The organism is Kordia periserrulae (genome assembly GCF_003054265.1).
Lineage (GTDB): Bacteria > Bacteroidota > Bacteroidia > Flavobacteriales > Flavobacteriaceae > Kordia > Kordia periserrulae.
The window spans coordinates 1-19,358 of sequence record NZ_QBKT01000001.1 but is presented as its reverse complement, the minus strand read 5'-3'; the positions used below and the strand labels follow the sequence as shown (position 1 = coordinate 19,358).

The following is a 19,358-nucleotide window of genomic DNA, read 5'->3' as shown; positions in this document are numbered from 1 at the left end:
AAATGGCACGAGTAACAAAAAAGCAAAAAGAAGCTTTGGCTAAAATTGATAGAAACAAATTGTATTCTATCAGTGAAGCATCAAGCTTAGTGAAAGAAATAACAAATGTAAAATTTGATGCATCTGTAGATCTTGCGGTACGATTAGGAGTTGATCCACGTAAAGCAAATCAAATGGTTCGTGGTGTTGTAACATTACCACACGGAACAGGGAAAGATGTAAAAGTTTTAGCATTGGTAACTCCAGACAAAGAAGCGGAAGCGCAAGAAGCAGGAGCTGACTTTGTTGGATTAGACGATTACCTTCAAAAAATCAAAGGAGGTTGGACAGATGTTGATGTTATCATCACTATGCCAAGCGTAATGGGTAAATTAGGACCTTTAGGTAGAATTTTAGGGCCAAGAGGATTAATGCCAAACCCAAAAACTGGTACAGTAACAATGGATGTAGCAAAAGCTGTAAGTGAAGTAAAAGCTGGTAAAATTGACTTTAAAGTTGATAAAACTGGAATCGTTCATGCAGCCATTGGAAAAGCATCATTCTCACCAGATAAGTTAGAAGGAAACGCAGCTGAATTATTACAAACATTAATCAAATTAAAGCCAACTGCGGCAAAAGGTACATACATTAAGAGTGTTTATATGTCTAGTACAATGAGCCCAAGTATAGCTGTTGATCCTAAAACAGTTTAATTGGTAGTTAAAAAGATTTTATCATGACTAAAGAAGAAAAATCAGTAGTAATAGAAGAATTAACTGCACAGTTAGCTGAAAATACAAATATTTACTTAACAGATATCTCTGGTTTAAATGCTGAAGCAACTTCAGACTTACGTAGAGCATGTTTCAAAAGTAATATCAAACTTGCAGTAATCAAGAACACATTGCTTGCGAAGGCAATGGAAGCTTCTGATAAAGATTTCGGAGAACTTCCTGAAGTATTAAAAGGAAACACTTCATTAATGTTGTCAGAAACTGGAAACGCTCCTGCGAAATTAATCAAGGAATTCAGAAAGAAAAAGAAAGCGCAAAAACCTCTTTTAAAAGGTGCTTTCATCGAATCTGCGGTTTACGTTGGAGATGATCAATTAGATGCGTTAGTTGACATCAAATCTAGAGAAGAGCTTATTGGAGAAATTGTTGGATTATTACAATCTCCTGCGAAGAACGTTGTTTCTGCACTTCAATCTGGTGGTGGAAAATTAGCAGGTATCTTAAAAACATTATCTGAAAGATAATTCAATAAAGTACGCACTTAACAAAACAAATATTTAACAAAAACATTATTTTAAAACGATAGAAAATGGCAGATTTAAAAGAATTCGCAGAACAATTAGTTAACTTAACAGTAAAAGAAGTTAACGAATTAGCAGATATATTAAAAACTGAGTACGGTATTGAGCCTGCTGCTGCAGCTGCAGTTGCTGTTGCTGCTCCAACTGACGGAGACGGTGGTGGAGATGAGCAAACTGAGTTTGACGTAATCTTAAAAGCTGCAGGTGGTTCTAAATTAGCAGTAGTTAAATTAGTAAAAGAATTAACAGGTTTAGGTCTTAAAGAGGCTAAAGGAATCGTTGATTCTGCACCAGCTCCAATCAAAGAAGGAGTATCTAAAGACGAGGCTGAAGGTCTTAAAGCATCTTTAGAAGAAGCAGGAGCTGAGGTTGAGCTTAAGTAAGCTTACCAAGCTAAGAAAACTTGGTTTAGGTCTTTGGGAGCGTCCCTAAGACCTAAACCCTTTTGTGTATATAAGCGTGAACACGTTTTATTTTATTTTATTTTAATCATAATATTGTCCATTGATGTCCATAAATCAGACTGAAAGATTAAATTTCGCCTCGGCACAACACACACCAGAATATCCAGATTTCTTAGATATTCAAATCAAATCATTCCAAGATTTCTTTCAATTAGAAACGAAATCAGAAGAGCGTGGCGAAGAAGGATTATACAACACCTTCCAAGAAAACTTTCCAATTACAGACACTCGTAATCAATTCGTATTAGAATTCCTTGATTACTTCGTCGACCCACCACGATACAACATTCAAGAATGTATCGAAAGAGGATTAACATATAGTGTGCCGTTAAAAGCACGTTTAAAGCTATACTGTACCGATCCTGAACATGAAGACTTCGAAACTATTGTACAAGATGTTTATTTAGGAACCATTCCGTATATGACGCCTAGTGGAACATTCTGTATCAATGGAGCTGAGCGTGTCGTAGTTTCTCAATTGCACCGTTCGCCAGGAGTGTTCTTTGGACAATCATTCCATGCCAATGGAACTAAGCTATATTCTGCCAGAGTAATTCCTTTTAAGGGTTCTTGGATAGAATTTGCTACAGATATCAATAGCGTGATGTACGCCTATATTGATAGAAAGAAAAAATTACCAGTTACCACATTATTTAGAGCCATCGGTTTCGAAAGTGATAAAGATATTCTTGAAATCTTTGACCTTGCAGAAGAAGTGAAAGTATCTAAAAGTGGACTGAAAAAAGTATTGGGTCGTAAATTGGCTGCTCGTGTATTAAATACATGGCACGAAGATTTCGTTGATGAAGATACTGGAGAAGTAGTATCTATTGAACGTAACGAAATTGTATTAGACCGTGATACAATCTTAGAAAAGGAACATATAGAAGAAATCGTAGATGCTGGCGTAAAAACAATTCTTTTACACAAAGAAGAAAATCAAGCTGGTGACTATGCAATCATACATAATACATTACAAAAAGACCCTACGAACTCTGAAAAAGAAGCCGTAGAACATATCTATAGACAATTACGTAATGCTGAACCGCCAGATGAGGAAACGGCACGTGGTATTATAGATAAATTATTTTTCTCTGACCAACGTTACAATCTTGGTGGTGTAGGTCGTTACCGTATGAACAAAAAGTTAGGCTTGAATATCGATATGGATAAGCAAGTACTAACAAAAGAAGATATCATCACTATCATCAAATACTTAATTGAGTTGATTAACTCTAAAGCGGAAATTGATGATATTGATCACTTATCTAACAGACGTGTTCGTACCGTAGGAGAACAATTAGCACAACAATTCGGTGTTGGTTTAGCGCGTATGGCAAGAACCATTCGCGAGCGTATGAACGTAAGAGATAACGAAGTATTTACGCCAATCGATTTGATTAATGCGAAAACGTTATCCTCTGTAATTAATTCATTCTTCGGAACGAATCAGTTATCACAGTTCATGGACCAAACAAATCCATTAGCTGAAATTACACACAAACGTCGTTTATCGGCTTTAGGACCTGGAGGACTTTCACGTGAAAGAGCAGGTTTTGAGGTGCGTGACGTTCACTATACACATTACGGTCGTTTATGTCCAATTGAAACACCTGAAGGACCAAACATTGGTTTGATTTCTTCTTTGGGAGTATTTGCGAAAGTAAACTCCATGGGATTCTTAGAAACACCATACCGTAAAGTAGAAAATGGAAAAGTAGACATCAACGAGTTCTCATATTTAAGTGCCGAAGAAGAAGAAGGAATGAAAATTGCGCAAGCAAACATTCCATTGAAGGAAGATGGTACAATCAACGTAGACAAAGTAATTGCGCGTGAAGAAGGTGATTTCCCTGTAGTGTCTCCGTCTGAAATTCAATATACAGACGTGGCACCAAACCAAATCGCTTCTATCTCTGCATCGTTAATTCCATTCTTGGAGCACGATGATGCAAACCGTGCATTGATGGGATCAAACATGATGCGTCAAGCAGTACCATTATTACGTCCGCAAGCACCAATCGTAGGAACAGGATTAGAGCGCCAAGTAGCATCTGATTCAAGAGTATTGGTAAATGCAGAAGGCGACGGAGTAGTAGAATACGTGGATGCAGATAAAATCACTATCAAGTACGATCGTACCGATGAAGAACGATTGGTGAGCTTTGACGGTGATTCTAAAACATATAACTTAATCAAATTCCGTAAAACCAACCAAAGTACGTCTATCAACTTAAAGCCTATCGTAAGACGTGGTGACCGAGTGAAAAAAGGACAAGTACTTTGTGAAGGATATGCAACTCAAAAAGGAGAACTAGCACTTGGGCGTAACATGAAAGTTGCCTTCATGCCATGGAAAGGATACAACTTTGAGGATGCAATTGTAATCTCTGAAAAAGTAGTTCGTGAAGATATCTTCACGTCTATTCACATTGACGAATACTCAATGGATGTGAGAGATACAAAACTAGGAGCGGAAGAATTGACTAACGACATTCCAAACGTTTCGGAAGAAGCTACAAAAGACTTAGACGAGCACGGAATGATTCGTATTGGAGCAGAAGTAAAACCTGGTGATATCTTAATTGGTAAAATTACACCAAAAGGAGAATCAGATCCAACTCCAGAAGAAAAATTACTACGTGCAATCTTTGGTGATAAAGCCGGTGATGTAAAAGATGCATCACTAAAAGCATCTCCATCATTACACGGAGTTGTAATCAATAAAAAATTATTCTCTAGAGCAATCAAAGACAAGCGTAAACGTGCAAAAGACAAAGAAGAAATTGCAACGCTTGAGCTTGAATATGCAACGAAGTTTGAAGAATTGAGAGGTGTTTTAATTGAAAAATTATTCACGATTGTCAACGGAAAAACGTCGCAAGGAGTTCAAAACGATTTAGGAGAAGAAGTATTGCCAAAAGGGAAAAAGTTCACGTTAAAAATGTTAAATGCTGTAGAAGACTACGCACACTTAACAGGAGGAACTTGGACTACTGATGACGATACAAACAGTGCAATTGCAGATTTAGTACACAACTACAAAATCAAATTGAACGACCTTCAAGGAGCCTTACGTAGAGATAAATTTACCATCTCTGTGGGTGACGAATTACCAGCAGGAATCTTAAAACTTGCAAAAGTGTATATCGCGAAAAAGCGTAAACTAAAAGTAGGTGATAAGATGGCAGGACGTCACGGTAACAAAGGTATCGTAGCGCGTATCGTTCGTCAAGAAGATATGCCTTTCTTGGAAGACGGAACGCCAGTTGACATTGTATTAAATCCATTAGGTGTACCTTCTCGTATGAATATCGGTCAGATATATGAAACGGTATTAGGATGGGCAGGAGAAAAACTAGGTCGCAACTATGCAACGCCAATCTTTGATGGAGCATCTCTTGACCAAATCAACGAAATCACTGACGAAGCAGGAATTCCAAGATTTGGACACACGTATCTTTACGATGGTGGAACAGGAGAGCGTTTTGACCAACCAGCAACGGTAGGTATCATTTACATGCTGAAATTAGGTCACATGGTTGATGATAAAATGCACGCACGTTCTATCGGTCCTTACTCATTAATTACGCAGCAACCATTAGGTGGTAAAGCACAATTTGGAGGTCAGCGTTTTGGAGAAATGGAAGTTTGGGCACTAGAAGCATACGGTGCATCTAGTACACTAAGAGAAATACTGACTGTAAAATCTGATGATGTCATTGGTAGAGCCAAAACATACGAATCAATCGTAAAAGGAGAGCCAATGCCAGAGCCAGGATTACCTGAATCATTCAATGTATTAATGCATGAATTGAAAGGTCTTGGATTAGACATCAGATTAGAGGAATAAAATAAAATCGCCGTGTAACGCAAGTTGCACGGCTACAATTACACATAATTCATATCACCATTAGTATGGCAAGAAATAAAGATAAGAATACTGTAAAGAGATTTAACAAAATCTCAATAGGGTTAGCCTCTCCGGAGTCTATTTTAGCGGCTTCGAAAGGAGAAGTATTAAAACCTGAAACAATTAACTATCGTACGCACAAACCAGAGCGCGACGGATTATTCTGTGAGCGTATCTTTGGTCCTGTGAAGGATTACGAATGTGCCTGTGGAAAATACAAGCGAATTCGTTACAAAGGAATCGTTTGTGATAGATGTGGTGTGGAAGTAACTGAAAAGAAAGTACGTAGAGACCGAGTTGGTCATATCAACTTAGTAGTGCCAGTTGCACACATTTGGTATTTCCGTTCGTTACCAAACAAAATAGGATACCTTTTAGGATTACCATCTAAGAAATTAGATATGATTATTTACTACGAGCGTTATGTAGTAATTCAGCCAGGTAATGCTAAAAACGAAGCTGGAGAAGATGTTCAGAAAATGGATTTCTTAACAGAAGAAGAATACTTGAATATCTTAGAATCGCTTCCGCAAGAAAATCAATACTTAGACGATACAGACCCTAACAAGTTTATCGCTAAAATGGGAGCTGAATGTTTGATTGAATTGTTGTCTAGAATCAACTTGAATGAATTATCATTCGAATTAAGACACAAAGCAAACAACGAAACGTCTAAGCAACGTAAAACAGAAGCATTAAAGCGTTTACAAGTTGTTGAATCATTACGTGATGCAAACAAAAACCGCGAAAATCGTCCTGAGTGGATGATTATGAAAGTGGTGCCTGTAATTCCGCCAGAATTACGTCCGTTAGTACCATTAGATGGTGGTCGTTTTGCAACCTCTGATTTGAACGATTTATACCGTCGTGTCATCATCAGAAACAACCGTTTAAAGCGATTAATGGAGATCAAAGCTCCTGAAGTAATCTTGCGTAACGAGAAGCGTATGCTTCAAGAATCGGTAGATTCCTTATTTGATAACACGCGTAAATCATCTGCAGTAAAAACAGATTCTAACAGACCATTAAAATCATTATCCGATTCCTTAAAAGGTAAGCAAGGACGTTTCCGTCAAAACTTATTGGGTAAACGTGTGGATTATTCAGCACGTTCGGTAATTGTGGTTGGTCCAGAATTAAAATTATACGAATGTGGATTGCCAAAAAACATGGCAGCAGAATTATACAAGCCTTTCGTAATTCGTAAATTAATTGAAAGAGGGATTGTAAAAACTGTAAAATCTGCAAAGAAAATTATAGACAAAAAAGAGCCAGTAGTTTGGGATATTTTGGATAACGTAATTAAAGGACATCCAGTATTACTAAACCGTGCTCCTACGCTTCACCGTTTAGGAATTCAGGCTTTCCAGCCAAAATTAATTGAAGGAAAAGCAATTCAGTTACACCCATTAGCGTGTACAGCCTTCAACGCCGATTTTGATGGTGACCAGATGGCGGTGCATTTACCATTAGGACCAGAAGCAATTTTAGAAGCACAATTATTAATGTTGGCTTCTCAAAACATTCTGAATCCAGCAAATGGTTCGCCAATTACGGTACCTTCTCAAGACATGGTATTAGGTTTATACTATATGACCAAGTTGCGTAAATCGACTCCTGAAAAGAAAATTGTAGGTGAAGGATTGACATTCTACTCTTCGGAAGAAGTAGTAATGGCATACAACGAGAAAAAAGTAGAACTCAACGCGTCTATCAAAATTAGAGCAATTGACTTTAATGAGGCAGGCGAATTGGTTCCGCAAATTATAGATACAACTGTTGGACGTGTACTTTTCAACGAAAAAGTACCACCACAAGCAGGGTTTATCAATGAAGTATTGACGAAAAAATCATTACGTAACATCATTGGACGAATTCTGAAAGTGACAGATATTCCAACAACATCTGCGTTCTTAGATGATATTAAGAGTCTTGGATACGGATTTGCTTTCCGTGGTGGATTATCATTCAGTTTAGGTGATATCATCATTCCAGAAGAAAAGCAAACGTTGATTGACAAAGCGAATAAAGAAGTAGATGCCATTACCATGAACTATAACATGGGATTAATTACCAACAACGAACGTTACAATCAGGTAATTGACAAATGGACTACAACCAACGCGAATTTGACAGAATTGTCAATGAAACACATTAGTGAAGACCAACAAGGATTTAACTCTGTGTATATGATGCTTGATTCTGGAGCGCGTGGTTCTAAAGAGCAAATTCGTCAGTTAACTGGTATGCGTGGATTGATGGCGAAACCGAAAAAATCGACTGCAGGTGGTGGAGAAATTATTGAAAACCCAATTCTTTCTAACTTTAAAGAAGGACTTTCAATCTTAGAATACTTTATTTCTACGCACGGTGCGCGTAAAGGTCTCGCCGATACCGCATTAAAAACTGCCGATGCAGGATACTTAACACGTCGTTTAGTAGATGTTTCTCAAGATGTTATTGTAAATATTCACGATTGTGAAACCTTACGTGGTGTTGAAGTAGAAGCATTGAAGAAGAGTGAAGAAGTAGTAGAGCCATTAAAAGAACGTATCTTAGGTAGAGTTTCTCTTCACGATGTTTATGATCCAATATCAGAAAAATTATTGGTAGAAGCTGGGAAAGAAATTTCAGAAGACATTGCAGATGCTATTGAAGATTCTTCAGTAGAAACTGTAGAAGTGCGTTCGCCATTAACGTGTGAAGCACCAAAAGGAATCTGTGCTAAATGTTACGGACGTAACCTTTCTACAAACAAAATGGTTCAAATTGGAGAAGCTGTTGGAGTAGTTGCTGCACAGTCTATTGGTGAGCCAGGTACGCAGTTAACGCTTCGTACATTCCACATGGGAGGAACAGCAAGTAACATTTCTGAGGAAAATCAATTGAAAGCGAAATTTGCAGGTATTGTAGAAATCGAAGAATTGAAAACTGTACAAGGAGAAAATGCAGATGGAAAAATGTCTGACATTGTAATTTCTCGTACGTCTGAAGTTAAAGTTATTGATAAGAAAACTGGAATTACATTAAGTACAAACAATATTCCTTACGGTTCTTCAATCTTTATTAAAGATGGTGACGAAATCGAAAAAGGACAAGCAATTTGTCAATGGGATCCATATAACGGTGTAATTATCTCTGAATTTGCAGGAAAAATTCAATATGAAAACGTAGAACAAGGTGTTACGTATCAAGTTGAAATTGACGAGCAAACAGGATTCCAAGAGAAAGTAATTTCAGAATCAAGAAATAAAAAATTAATTCCAACACTTCACATTTTAAATACCAAAGGTGAAGTACAACGTTCATACAACTTACCAGTAGGTTCGCACTTAATGGTAGATGATAATGAAAAGATTAAAGTTGGTAAAATTTTAGTAAAAATACCTCGTAAATCAGCAAAGTCTGGAGATATTACAGGAGGTTTACCACGTGTAACAGAATTGTTTGAAGCGCGTAACCCTTCTAACCCAGCAGTAGTGTCTGAAATTGATGGTGTAGTATCTTTCGGTAAAATCAAAAGAGGTAACCGTGAGATTATTGTAGAATCTAAATTTGGCGATGTTAGAAAATACTTAGTAAAACTTTCCAACCAAATCTTAGTTCAAGAGAACGATTATGTACGTGCAGGTATGCCACTTTCTGATGGTTCCATTACACCAAACGATATCTTAAATATCAAAGGACCTTCTGCAGTACAGCAGTACTTAGTAAATGAAGTACAAGAAGTATATCGTTTACAAGGGGTGAAAATTAATGACAAGCACTTTGAGGTAATTGTTCGTCAAATGATGCGTAAAGTACGAATTGATGATCCAGGAGATACGATTTTCTTAGAAAATCAACTAATCCACAAAGATGATTTCATTACAGAGAACGATAACCTTTACGGTCAAAAAGTAATTGAAGATGCAGGTGAATCAGAAAACTTCAAACCAGGACAAATTGTTTCGCCAAGAGAATTGAGAGACGAAAACTCCTTGTTGAGAAGAGCTGACAAGCAATTAGTAACCGCAAGAGACGTAGTGCCAGCAACGGCAACACCAATCTTACAAGGGATTACTAGAGCTTCATTACAAACGAAATCATTTATCTCTGCGGCATCGTTCCAAGAAACGACTAAAGTATTGAACGAAGCAGCAGTAAGTGGTAAAGTAGACGAATTAGAAGGATTAAAAGAAAATGTAATTGTTGGACACAAAATTCCAGCAGGAACAGGAATGCGTAAGTACGATGATATCATTGTAGGTTCAAAAGAAGAATACAACGAAATCATGGCAGCGAAGCATGAAATAAACTTTTAATAATGAGCGATACACCAAACGATAAGCAAATCAACATTGAGTTGGATGAAGCGATTGCAGAAGGAACCTATTCCAATTTAGCAATCATCAATCACTCAGCGACTGAATTTGTGGTAGATTTTGTAAATATTATGCCAGGGAGACCAAAGGCAAAAGTGAAATCTAGAATTGTGTTGACACCACAACATGCAAAACGATTAATGAAAGCATTGGGTGAAAACATACATCGCTTTGAACAAGCTCATGGACAAATCAAAGAATTTGAACAAGCGCCCATTCCGATGAATTTCGGTCCAACGGGAGAAGCATAACATAAAAAACCTCAATTTTCGAATTGAGGTTTTTTGTTTTTTGTATAATTCAATGTCAGTTCGCAGTCGAGAACATTTTGAAAATAAGTTTTTAGAACAAAACAAAACAATTTTTAGGTATTATTAAAATCGATTAAAAAAAATAAAGAATAGATTTTAATAATTACCTTATAAAATTAGACCTTCATATTTTAATTTTAAAGCATAAAAAAAAGACACTAATATAATTTAGCGTCTTGTGTATGGAAAATAGCTGAAAAAGCTTTAAAATGATTTTTTGAGAAAATAATCTTTTAATCTTTCAATTATTTAATCTTTAAGTTTCATACTAAAACTCACTCGTAAAATGGAATTTGATGTTTGGATATTTTTGCTGTGTCATTTGTAATGAAAAAGCAGAATCGGCTAAAAAGACCAATTTATTTTCCTTATCGCGCGCTAAAAATTTTTGTTTTACACGTTTAAAATCTAAAAACTCAGGATCTTTTTTATCCTTAACTTCTACCCAACACGCTTTGTGAACGTTCAAATTTTCATACGAACATTTCGCACCATATTCATGCTCTAAACGATATTGAATCACTTCATATTGAAGCGCTCCAACGGTTCCAATTACTTTTCTACCGTTCAAATCCAATGTGAATAATTGTGCTACACCTTCATCCATCAACTGATTGATTCCTTTGTATAACTGCTTGGATTTCATCGGATCTGCATTATTAATATATCTAAAATGCTCTGGCGAAAAGCTTGGAACACCTTTATAATTCAACTGTTCACCAGCAGTTAGTGTATCACCAATTTTAAAATTTCCAGTGTCGTGCAAACCAACAATATCACCTGGAAACGACTCGTCTACAATCTGTTTTTTCTCAGCAAAAAAAGCGTTTGGACTTGAAAATTTTAAATTCTTATCCAATCGTACATGCAAATACGGTGTATTTCGTTTAAAAACACCTGAAACAATTTTCACAAACGCCAATCGATCACGATGCTTCGGATCCATATTCGCATGAATCTTAAACACAAAACCAGAAAAATCGTTTTCTTGCGGTGCTACCAAGCGCTCGTCAGACATTTTTGGTTGCGGACTTGGTGCAATTTCCACAAAACAATCTAGTAATTCGCGTACGCCAAAATTATTCAACGCAGAGCCAAAAAATACAGGTTGTAACTCGCCTTTCAAATACGCTTCTCTATCAAAATCAGGATACACTTCATATACCAATTCCAACTCTTCACGCAATGTTTCTGCGGCAGTTTCACCAATATATGTTTCCAATTCCGGATTGTTAACATCTTCAAAATGAATGGCTTCTGAAATGGTTTGTTTGTTTTCGCCGGAAAACAAATTAATATTCTTCTCCCAAATATTGTAAATTCCTCTAAAATCATAGCCCATACCAATAGGGAAACTCAATGGCGTTACGCGCAGTCCTAATTTTTGCTCTACTTCATCTAGCAAATCAAACGCATCTTTTCCTTCTCTATCCAATTTATTAATAAAAACGATGATCGGAATCTTACGCATGCGACAAACTTCTACTAGTTTTTCGGTTTGTTCCTCCACACCTTTGGCAACATCAATCACCACAATAACGCTATCTACAGCACTCAACGTACGGAACGTATCTTCGGCAAAATCCTTGTGACCAGGCGTATCTAAAATATTGATTTTCTTGTCTTTATAAATAAATGCTAATACAGAAGTCGCTACCGAAATTCCACGTTGACGCTCAATTTCCATAAAGTCACTCGTAGCTCCTTTTTTAATTTTATTATTCTTTACGGCACCTGCTTCCTGTATAGCTCCACCAAACAAAAGTAACTTTTCCGTAAGCGTTGTTTTCCCCGCATCTGGATGCGAAATAATCCCAAAAGTTCTTCGTTTGTGTATTTCTTTTTGTATGTTCATTTGAAGTATTTAATCGAGGGCAAAAATATCATTTTTATATCAAAAAAAAGCAGAAAATTAAGTACATATTTTATATGAAAAAGTGCTATTTATTGCTAAAAATGAAGTATTTGTGTTAAAAAAACAGACAGTGCATTTTAACGAAATTATTATATGTTTCAACGAAAAAAGAAAACCTTTCATAGCATGCACTGCGTATATGTTGTTAGCAACAAATATATTTGTTAAAAAGTGTTAAGGAAATCTAATTCAATTTTTTTCCTTAACGGCCTTAAATGTACTAGAATGACCAAAACTACTCGTAGACAATCTGTAGAGGGGATTACGCTCTGTGGATTGCATTTTGCTTCTTTTGAAAAAATGAAAATGAGCTTATTGCTTTTTGCAATGCTATTTTCAGTACTATTCAATCAATCGTTTTCGCAAAATATTTCACCTACCAACGGACAAGCAACTCCATGTGGGAATTGTGCACCTCCAGGATGGGCAGATACAGGCGGAACACCCGATGTGTCAAATTCTACTACGGTAGCCGGACCAGGAGCTGGTTTGGGAGAAGGAGAAACATGGACAAATGCGCCAGTGCCACTACCTCCAAATGGGCACACTACATGGATCACGGTACGAGACGTTGGTACATTGGCTGTAGAAGAATCTATCACAACAACAATTACGGGGTTAACCATAGGAAGAACGTATGAACTGGTCATTTATTCGAATTCTACCTTAGCGCCGACATACAGTCCGCAATACATAGATTTCTATCAAGTACAAATTCAAGGCTTTGGTCAAATAAATATTACACAAACAGGTCAGGAAACATGGCAAACTTCCCGTTTTCGTTTTACAGCTGCCGCTACAAGTAGAACGTTTACTTTTAGCCCAGGAGCCAATATGGGGAATAATACGGCGAACTTAGAATCGGTAAACCTATCGGTTTCGCTCAATGCTATCAATACCGTTCCTGTAGCGGATGATAATAGTACTACCACAGCTTTTGAAACTCCAGTATCTTTCAACGTAGTTTCTACAGATGTTGATTTTGATGGAAGTATTGTCAATTCAACCGTAGATTTAGATCCAGGAACTGCAGGTATCCAAAATACCAACACAACCGCAGAAGGAAGCTGGAGTGTAGATGCTAACGGTGTGGTAACATTTACACCAAATGCAGGTTTTTTTGGTGATGCCACGTTAAATTATACCGTTCAAGATGATTATACACAAGACGGTCAAAGCTTACGAGCAACTTCAAACGAAGCTACACTAACAGTAACAACGTCTCCACCAGATTCTGATGGTGATGGTGTAAATGACTTAGTAGACGAAGATGATGATAATGACGGAATTTTAGATACACAAGAATTGTGTGGAACAAATCCTGTACCATTAAACCCAGATTCAGTAATACGAATTGAAATCGATTTAGACCAATTTTCAACAGAAGTAGGTTGGTCGTTATCACTAGGAGGCACTCCAATAGCTAGTCAACCCACAGGAACATACGGAACAGGAAATGTAACGGTTTCTCAAGACATAACTGTTACCGAAAACGGCAACTATTTCTTCTCAATTACGGATACCTTCGGAGACGGAATTCAAGGAAACTCATATAGAATATTAGTTGACGGCGTTATCGTTGTAAACAGAACGTTTGGTTCGCCAACGGATACAACTACCTTCTCGCAGTCAGATAACTTTTTGGTAAACACTATTGTTACAAATCCTTTTAGCTGTTTGTCAGATGATCCAAGTGGCGATGCCGATGGCGACGGAACAATAAACTATCAAGATGCTGACTACTGTGCGTTAAATTTTAACGGTGTTTGTGCAAGTTTAGATACAGATAATGACGGAATTATAGATTCACTCGATACTGACAGTGATGGCGACGGCTGTGCAGATGCATTAGAAGCAGGACACACCGATGACGATGATGATGGTGTGCTCGGAACTTCGCCTGTAACCGTAAATCCAGCAGATGGACGAGTTACAGGACAAGGTGGATATACAGGTACCAACGTAGCTGTCACCAATGCAGGAAACTCAGTAGCCTGCGATGTATGTGGTTTAGACACGGCTTCGGTAACCTCCGTATTCTGTAATGACAACGGAACACCTTTTGACGATTCTGACGATACATTTAGCTTCTATATTAGTCCGTCAGGAGATTTCTTAGGACCTTCATACACCGTTTCTGGAGACATTTCTCAAGCAAATATTTCATACAATACGCCTGTTCAATTCGGACCATTTCCAATTTCTGGCGGAAACATTGTATTTACAGTAACAGACGACGCAGATGCTACCTGTCAATTGGTAGATGTAACAGTAACGCCTCCTGCAACATGTTCGGCTTCTTCATCAGTTGATACAGATGGCGATGGTGTTACAGATAATATTGATATTGATAACGACAACGACGGAATCATTGATGATAATGAAAACGTATGTGTTTCTCGTGATTTAACTTCAGGTTCTTGGACAGGAAGCAATCCATACATAAATACAGCGGGAACAAATACCGTTACTTTTGGAAGCACCATACCAGCTGGTGGAGCTATAAACTATGCGCCAAATGGTACCATGACAACTGGTGCGTTCTTCTCAGATCCAGCAGTTCAAGGAGCCAATTCGTTGCAACTCTCAGTAACTTGGGATACTTCAGCAGAACCGCTAGATGCAGCAGGTAACGACAGAGTTGTAGGAACAGTAACCATTACCTTTGCCAGTCCTACATACAACCCAATAATTCACATTGACAGATTGGGAGGAAATACGCAAGTACCTTCTGGTGATTACATTTCCAACTCATCACTTTGGACACTGCAAAACGCCAATCTCTCCATGGCAAAAATCTCTGGGAACAATCAGTTGATTGTAAACTCGAAACAATTCTACAGAGAAACGAGTCAAGATTTAGGACCTGGAATACCAATAGTACTCTCAGGAGATGCTGATACTTCTGGCGGATTAGGAACTGCCGCAGGAAGTATTCAAGTATACGGAATTGTAAGTACCCTAACATTTGAAGTTACAGGTGAAGGACCTGACGGAAATGGTACAGATGTATTAGAATTTGTGTTTGATTCTTGTGCAGTTGTTGATACCGATAACGATACCATTCCTGATTTCTTAGATACAGATAGCGATGGCGACGGCTGTCCTGATGCCATAGAAGGAGGTGACAATTTAACAGCAGCAGACGTTGATGGGAGCGACATGTTAAATGGTCCTGTAAATACGTCAACAGGAGTGCCAAATAATGTAAACACAACAACAGGTCAAGCAGTTGGAACTTCCCAAGATAATACCGCTTTTGATGCTTTTGGACAATGTGATCAAGATAATGACGGAGTCGTTGATGCAAATGATATATGTAATGGCTACGATGACACTGCCGATAATGACGGAGATTTAGTGCCTGATGGTTGTGATCTTGATGATGATAATGATGGAATCTTAGACGTAGATGAATTTGATTGTTCGCCAGGTTTTGTAGATTTAGGACAAACCTTTAACAATAACACGGACGATCCAGTTGTTGTTAATAATATATATCCATATAATGGTGTAGATGTAAACGCAACTTTTGATCTTCAAGGAAGCGCAACATGGAATAGTGGTGTTCAAAATGCTACCGCTGTTGGTGTTACGGGAGAATTAATTGATATTCAACCAAACAATACTGATTTTGCTAATGGTGATACAGCTATATACACCTTTACATTTTCACAACCTGTATACAATGTTAATTATAAGCTTGGAGGATTAGACAATCAAGATAGAGCAGACTTTAGTGCGGAAAATTCAGGAGTAATTGCTCCAGTAACTTTAACAGATATAAACCTTGGAGCTAATGGAACATTTACAGGACAAAGTGTTGTAAGTGCTGCTTCAGCAGGGAATGCACCCAATAATAGTATTGCTTTAAGTATAGATGGACCTATAACAAGTTTTACTATTGAAGTTGGAAAAAACAATGTAAGCTCTAATAATATTACCTTACAAGTATACGAGCTATCATATTGTATTGATCAAAATTCTGATGCAGATGGAATTCCAGATCATTTAGATACGGATAGTGATGGTGATGGCTGTGCTGATGCTATTGAAGGAGCAGGAACATTCATAGTTACAGACCTTGTAAATCCAGGAACAGACGATAGTCTAGGAGACAATGTTGATGGTAATGGAATTCCGCAAGTAAGCGGATCTTCTGCTCAACAAGGAACAACTGTAGCAGTAACAGATAGTGGAGATACCTCTGCATGTATCCTACCAGCCTTTAGCATAGGCGATGTCACCGTTGCAGAAGACGCCGGCACGGCATCAGTACCAGTAAGTATCGACAATCCAAGCAGTGTGGATACGGTAGTGAGCATCACTACAGTGGATAACAGTGCAACCGATCCAGCGGATTATACCACTACGACAGTAACAGCGACGATTCCAGCGGGTCAGACTACAGTTAACGTATCTGTTCCAATCACCGATGATTTGGTAGGCGAACCAACCGAGGACTTTACCGTGAGTGGAACTGTTACAAGTGGCAACACAAGTAATGCAAGTGATAGTGGCATAGTGACCATCACCGATAATGATACCCCAGGCTTTAGCATAGGCGATGTCACCGTGGCAGAAGACGCAGGCACGGCATCAGTACCAGTAAGTATTGACAATCCAAGCAGTGTAGATACGGTAGTGAGCATCACTACGGTGGATAACTCAGCGACCGATCCAAACGATTATACCACCACGACAGTAACGGCAACCATTCCAGCGGGTCAGACTACAGTGAATGTATCTGTTCCAATTACCGATGATTTGGTAGGCGAGCCAACCGAGGACTTTACCGTGAGTGGAACTGTTACAAGTGGCAACACAAGCAATGCAAGTGATAGTGGCATAGTAACTATCACCGATAATGATACCCCAGGCTTTAGCATAGGCGATGTCACCGTTGCAGAAGATGCCGGCACGGCATCAGTACCAGTAAGTATTGACAATCCAAGCAGTGTAGATACGGTAGTGAGCATCACTACAGTGGACAACTCAGCGACCGATCCAAATGATTATACCACTACGACAGTAACGGCGACGATTCCAGCGGGTCAGACTACAGTTAATGTATCTGTTCCAATCACCGATGATTTGGTAGGCGAGCCAACCGAGGACTTTACAGTAAGTGGAACTGTGGTAAGTGGCAACACAAGTAATGCAAGTGATAGTGGCATAGTGACCATCACCGATAATGATACCCCAGGCTTTAGCATAGGCGATGTCACCGTGGCAGAAGACGCAGGCACGGCATCAGTACCAGTAAGTATTGACAATCCAAGCAGTGTAGATACGGTAGTGAGCATCACTACGGTGGATAACTCAGCGACCGATCCAAACGATTATACCACCACGACAGTAACGGCTACGATTCCAGCGGGTCAGACTACAGTAAATGTATCTGTTCCAATCACCGATGATTTGGTAGGCGAACCAACCGAGGACTTTACCGTGAGTGGAACTGTTACAAGTGGCAACACAAGCAATGCAAGTGATACAGGCATAGTGACCATCACCGATAATGATACCCCAGCTTTCAGCATAGGCGATGTCACCGTTGCAGAAGATGCCGGCACGGTATCAGTACCAGTAAGTATTGACAATCCAAGCAGTGTAGATACGGTAGTGAGCATCACTACGGTGGACAACAGTGCGACCGATCCAGCGGATTATACCACCACGACAGTAACGGCAACCATTCCAGCGGGTCAGACTACAGTTAATGTATCTGTTCCAATCACCGATGATTTGGTAGGCGAACCAACCGAGGACTTTACCGTGAGTGGAACTGTTACAAGTGGCAACACAAGCAATGCAAGTGATACAGGCATAGTGACCATCACCGATAATGATACCCCAGGCTTTAGCATAGGCGATGTCACCGTTGCAGAAGACGCTGGCACGGCATCAGTACCAGTAAGTATCGACAATCCAAGCAGTGTGGATACGGTAGTGAGCATCACTACGGTGGATAACTCAGCGACCGATCCAGCGGATTATACCACTACGACAGTAACCGCGACAATTCCAGCGGGTCAGACTACAGTAAACGTATCTGTTCCAATCACCGATGATTTGGTAGGAGAGCCAACCGAGGACTTTACCGTGAGTGGAACTGTGGTAAGTGGCAACACAAGCAATGCAAGTGATAGTGGTATAGTAACTATCACCGATAATGATACCCCAGGCTTTAGCATAGGCGATGTCACCATTGCAGAAGACGCAGGCACGGCATCAGTACCAGTAAGTATTGACAATCCAAGCAGTGTGGATACGGTAGTGAGCATCACTACGGTGGACAACTCAGCAACCGATCCAGCGGATTATACCACTACGACAGTAACGGCGACGATTCCAGCGGGTCAGACTACAGTAAATGTATCTGTTCCAATCACCGATGATTTGGTAGGCGAACCAACCGAGGACTTTACCGTGAGTGGAACTGTTACAAGTGGCAACACAAGTAATGCAAGTGATAGTGGCACGGTGACTATCACCGATAATGATACCCCAGCTTTCAGCATAGGCGATGTCACCGTTGCAGAAGACGCCGGCACGGCATCAGTACCAGTAAGTATCGACAATCCAAGCAGTGTGGATACGGTAGTGAGCATCACTACGGTGGATAACTCAGCAACCGATCCAGCGGATTATACCACTACGACAGTAACGGCGACGATTCCAGCGGGTCAGACTACAGTAAATGTATCTGTTCCAATCACCGATGATTTGGTAGGCGAACCAACCGAGGACTTTACCGTGAGTGGAACTGTTACAAGTGGCAACACAAGCAATGCAAGTGATACAGGCATAGTGACCATCACCGATAATGATACCCCAGCTTTCAGCATAGGCGATGTCACCGTTGCAGAAGATGCCGGCACGGCATCAGTACCAGTAAGTATTGACAATCCAAGCAGTGTAGATACGGTAGTGAGCATCACTACGGTGGACAACTCAGCGACCGATCCAGCGGATTATACCACTACGACAGTAACGGCTACGATTCCAGCGGGTCAGACTACAGTAAACGTATCTGTTCCAATCACCGATGATTTGGTAGGCGAACCAACCGAGGACTTTACCGTAAGTGGAAC

8 protein-coding genes are annotated in these 19,358 nt (G+C 39.2%); 7 read left to right on the top strand and 1 reads right to left on the bottom strand.

Annotation, left to right across the window (positions count from 1 at the left end; all coding sequences use genetic code 11):
- Positions 1 to 2 precede the first annotated feature (2 nt).
- The 6 genes from rplA (at position 3) to C8N46_RS00015 (ending at position 10,286) form a co-directional block, all read left to right on the top strand.
- Entirely contained in the window at positions 3 to 692 is a 690-nt protein-coding gene (gene rplA / locus C8N46_RS00040) for a 50S ribosomal protein L1 (protein ID WP_108112824.1), read from the top strand.
- Positions 693 to 715: 23 nt separating this feature from the next.
- Positions 716 to 1,237 (top strand): 50S ribosomal protein L10, encoded by a 522-nt coding sequence (gene rplJ / locus C8N46_RS00035; RefSeq protein ID WP_108112823.1) that lies wholly within the window; start codon positions 716 to 718, stop codon positions 1,235 to 1,237.
- Positions 1,238 to 1,302: 65 nt separating this feature from the next.
- A complete protein-coding gene (gene rplL, locus C8N46_RS00030) occupies positions 1,303 to 1,677 on the top strand; it encodes a 50S ribosomal protein L7/L12 (protein ID WP_108112822.1) in 375 nt (124 codons plus the stop codon).
- Positions 1,678 to 1,801: 124 nt separating this feature from the next.
- A complete protein-coding gene (gene rpoB, locus C8N46_RS00025; protein ID WP_108112821.1) occupies positions 1,802 to 5,611 on the top strand; it encodes a DNA-directed RNA polymerase subunit beta in 3,810 nt (1,269 codons plus the stop codon).
- A gap of 65 nt (positions 5,612 to 5,676) precedes the next feature.
- Positions 5,677 to 9,975: a DNA-directed RNA polymerase subunit beta' gene (gene rpoC / locus C8N46_RS00020; protein WP_108112820.1), complete on the top strand. Its 4,299-nt coding sequence runs from the start codon at positions 5,677 to 5,679 to the stop codon at positions 9,973 to 9,975.
- A 2-nt stretch (positions 9,976 to 9,977) separates the two neighbouring features.
- A complete protein-coding gene (locus C8N46_RS00015) occupies positions 9,978 to 10,286 on the top strand; it encodes a DUF3467 domain-containing protein (protein ID WP_108112819.1) in 309 nt (102 codons plus the stop codon).
- Positions 10,287 to 10,614: 328 nt separating this feature from the next.
- Here the strand turns inward: C8N46_RS00015 and C8N46_RS00010 are convergent, their stop codons facing one another.
- Entirely contained in the window at positions 10,615 to 12,201 is a 1,587-nt protein-coding gene (locus C8N46_RS00010) for a peptide chain release factor 3 (protein WP_108112818.1), read from the bottom strand.
- A 285-nt stretch (positions 12,202 to 12,486) separates the two neighbouring features.
- On the opposite strand from C8N46_RS00010, the gene C8N46_RS00005 reads away from it, so the two are divergent.
- Positions 12,487 to 19,358, top strand: a 6,872-nt coding sequence (locus C8N46_RS00005; protein WP_211314467.1) for a Calx-beta domain-containing protein, incomplete at its 3' end; no start/stop codon positions are given.

Coding starts and splice junctions, on each gene's coding strand:
- rplA (WP_108112824.1), top strand. CDS start 3: ATGGCACGAGTAACAAAAAAGCAAAAAGAAGCTTTGGCTAAAATTGAT.
- rplJ (WP_108112823.1), top strand. CDS start 716: ATGACTAAAGAAGAAAAATCAGTAGTAATAGAAGAATTAACTGCACAG.
- rplL (WP_108112822.1), top strand. CDS start 1,303: ATGGCAGATTTAAAAGAATTCGCAGAACAATTAGTTAACTTAACAGTA.
- rpoB (WP_108112821.1), top strand. CDS start 1,802: ATGTCCATAAATCAGACTGAAAGATTAAATTTCGCCTCGGCACAACAC.
- rpoC (WP_108112820.1), top strand. CDS start 5,677: ATGGCAAGAAATAAAGATAAGAATACTGTAAAGAGATTTAACAAAATC.
- C8N46_RS00015 (WP_108112819.1), top strand. CDS start 9,978: ATGAGCGATACACCAAACGATAAGCAAATCAACATTGAGTTGGATGAA.
- C8N46_RS00010 (WP_108112818.1), bottom strand. CDS start 12,201: ATGAACATACAAAAAGAAATACACAAACGAAGAACTTTTGGGATTATT.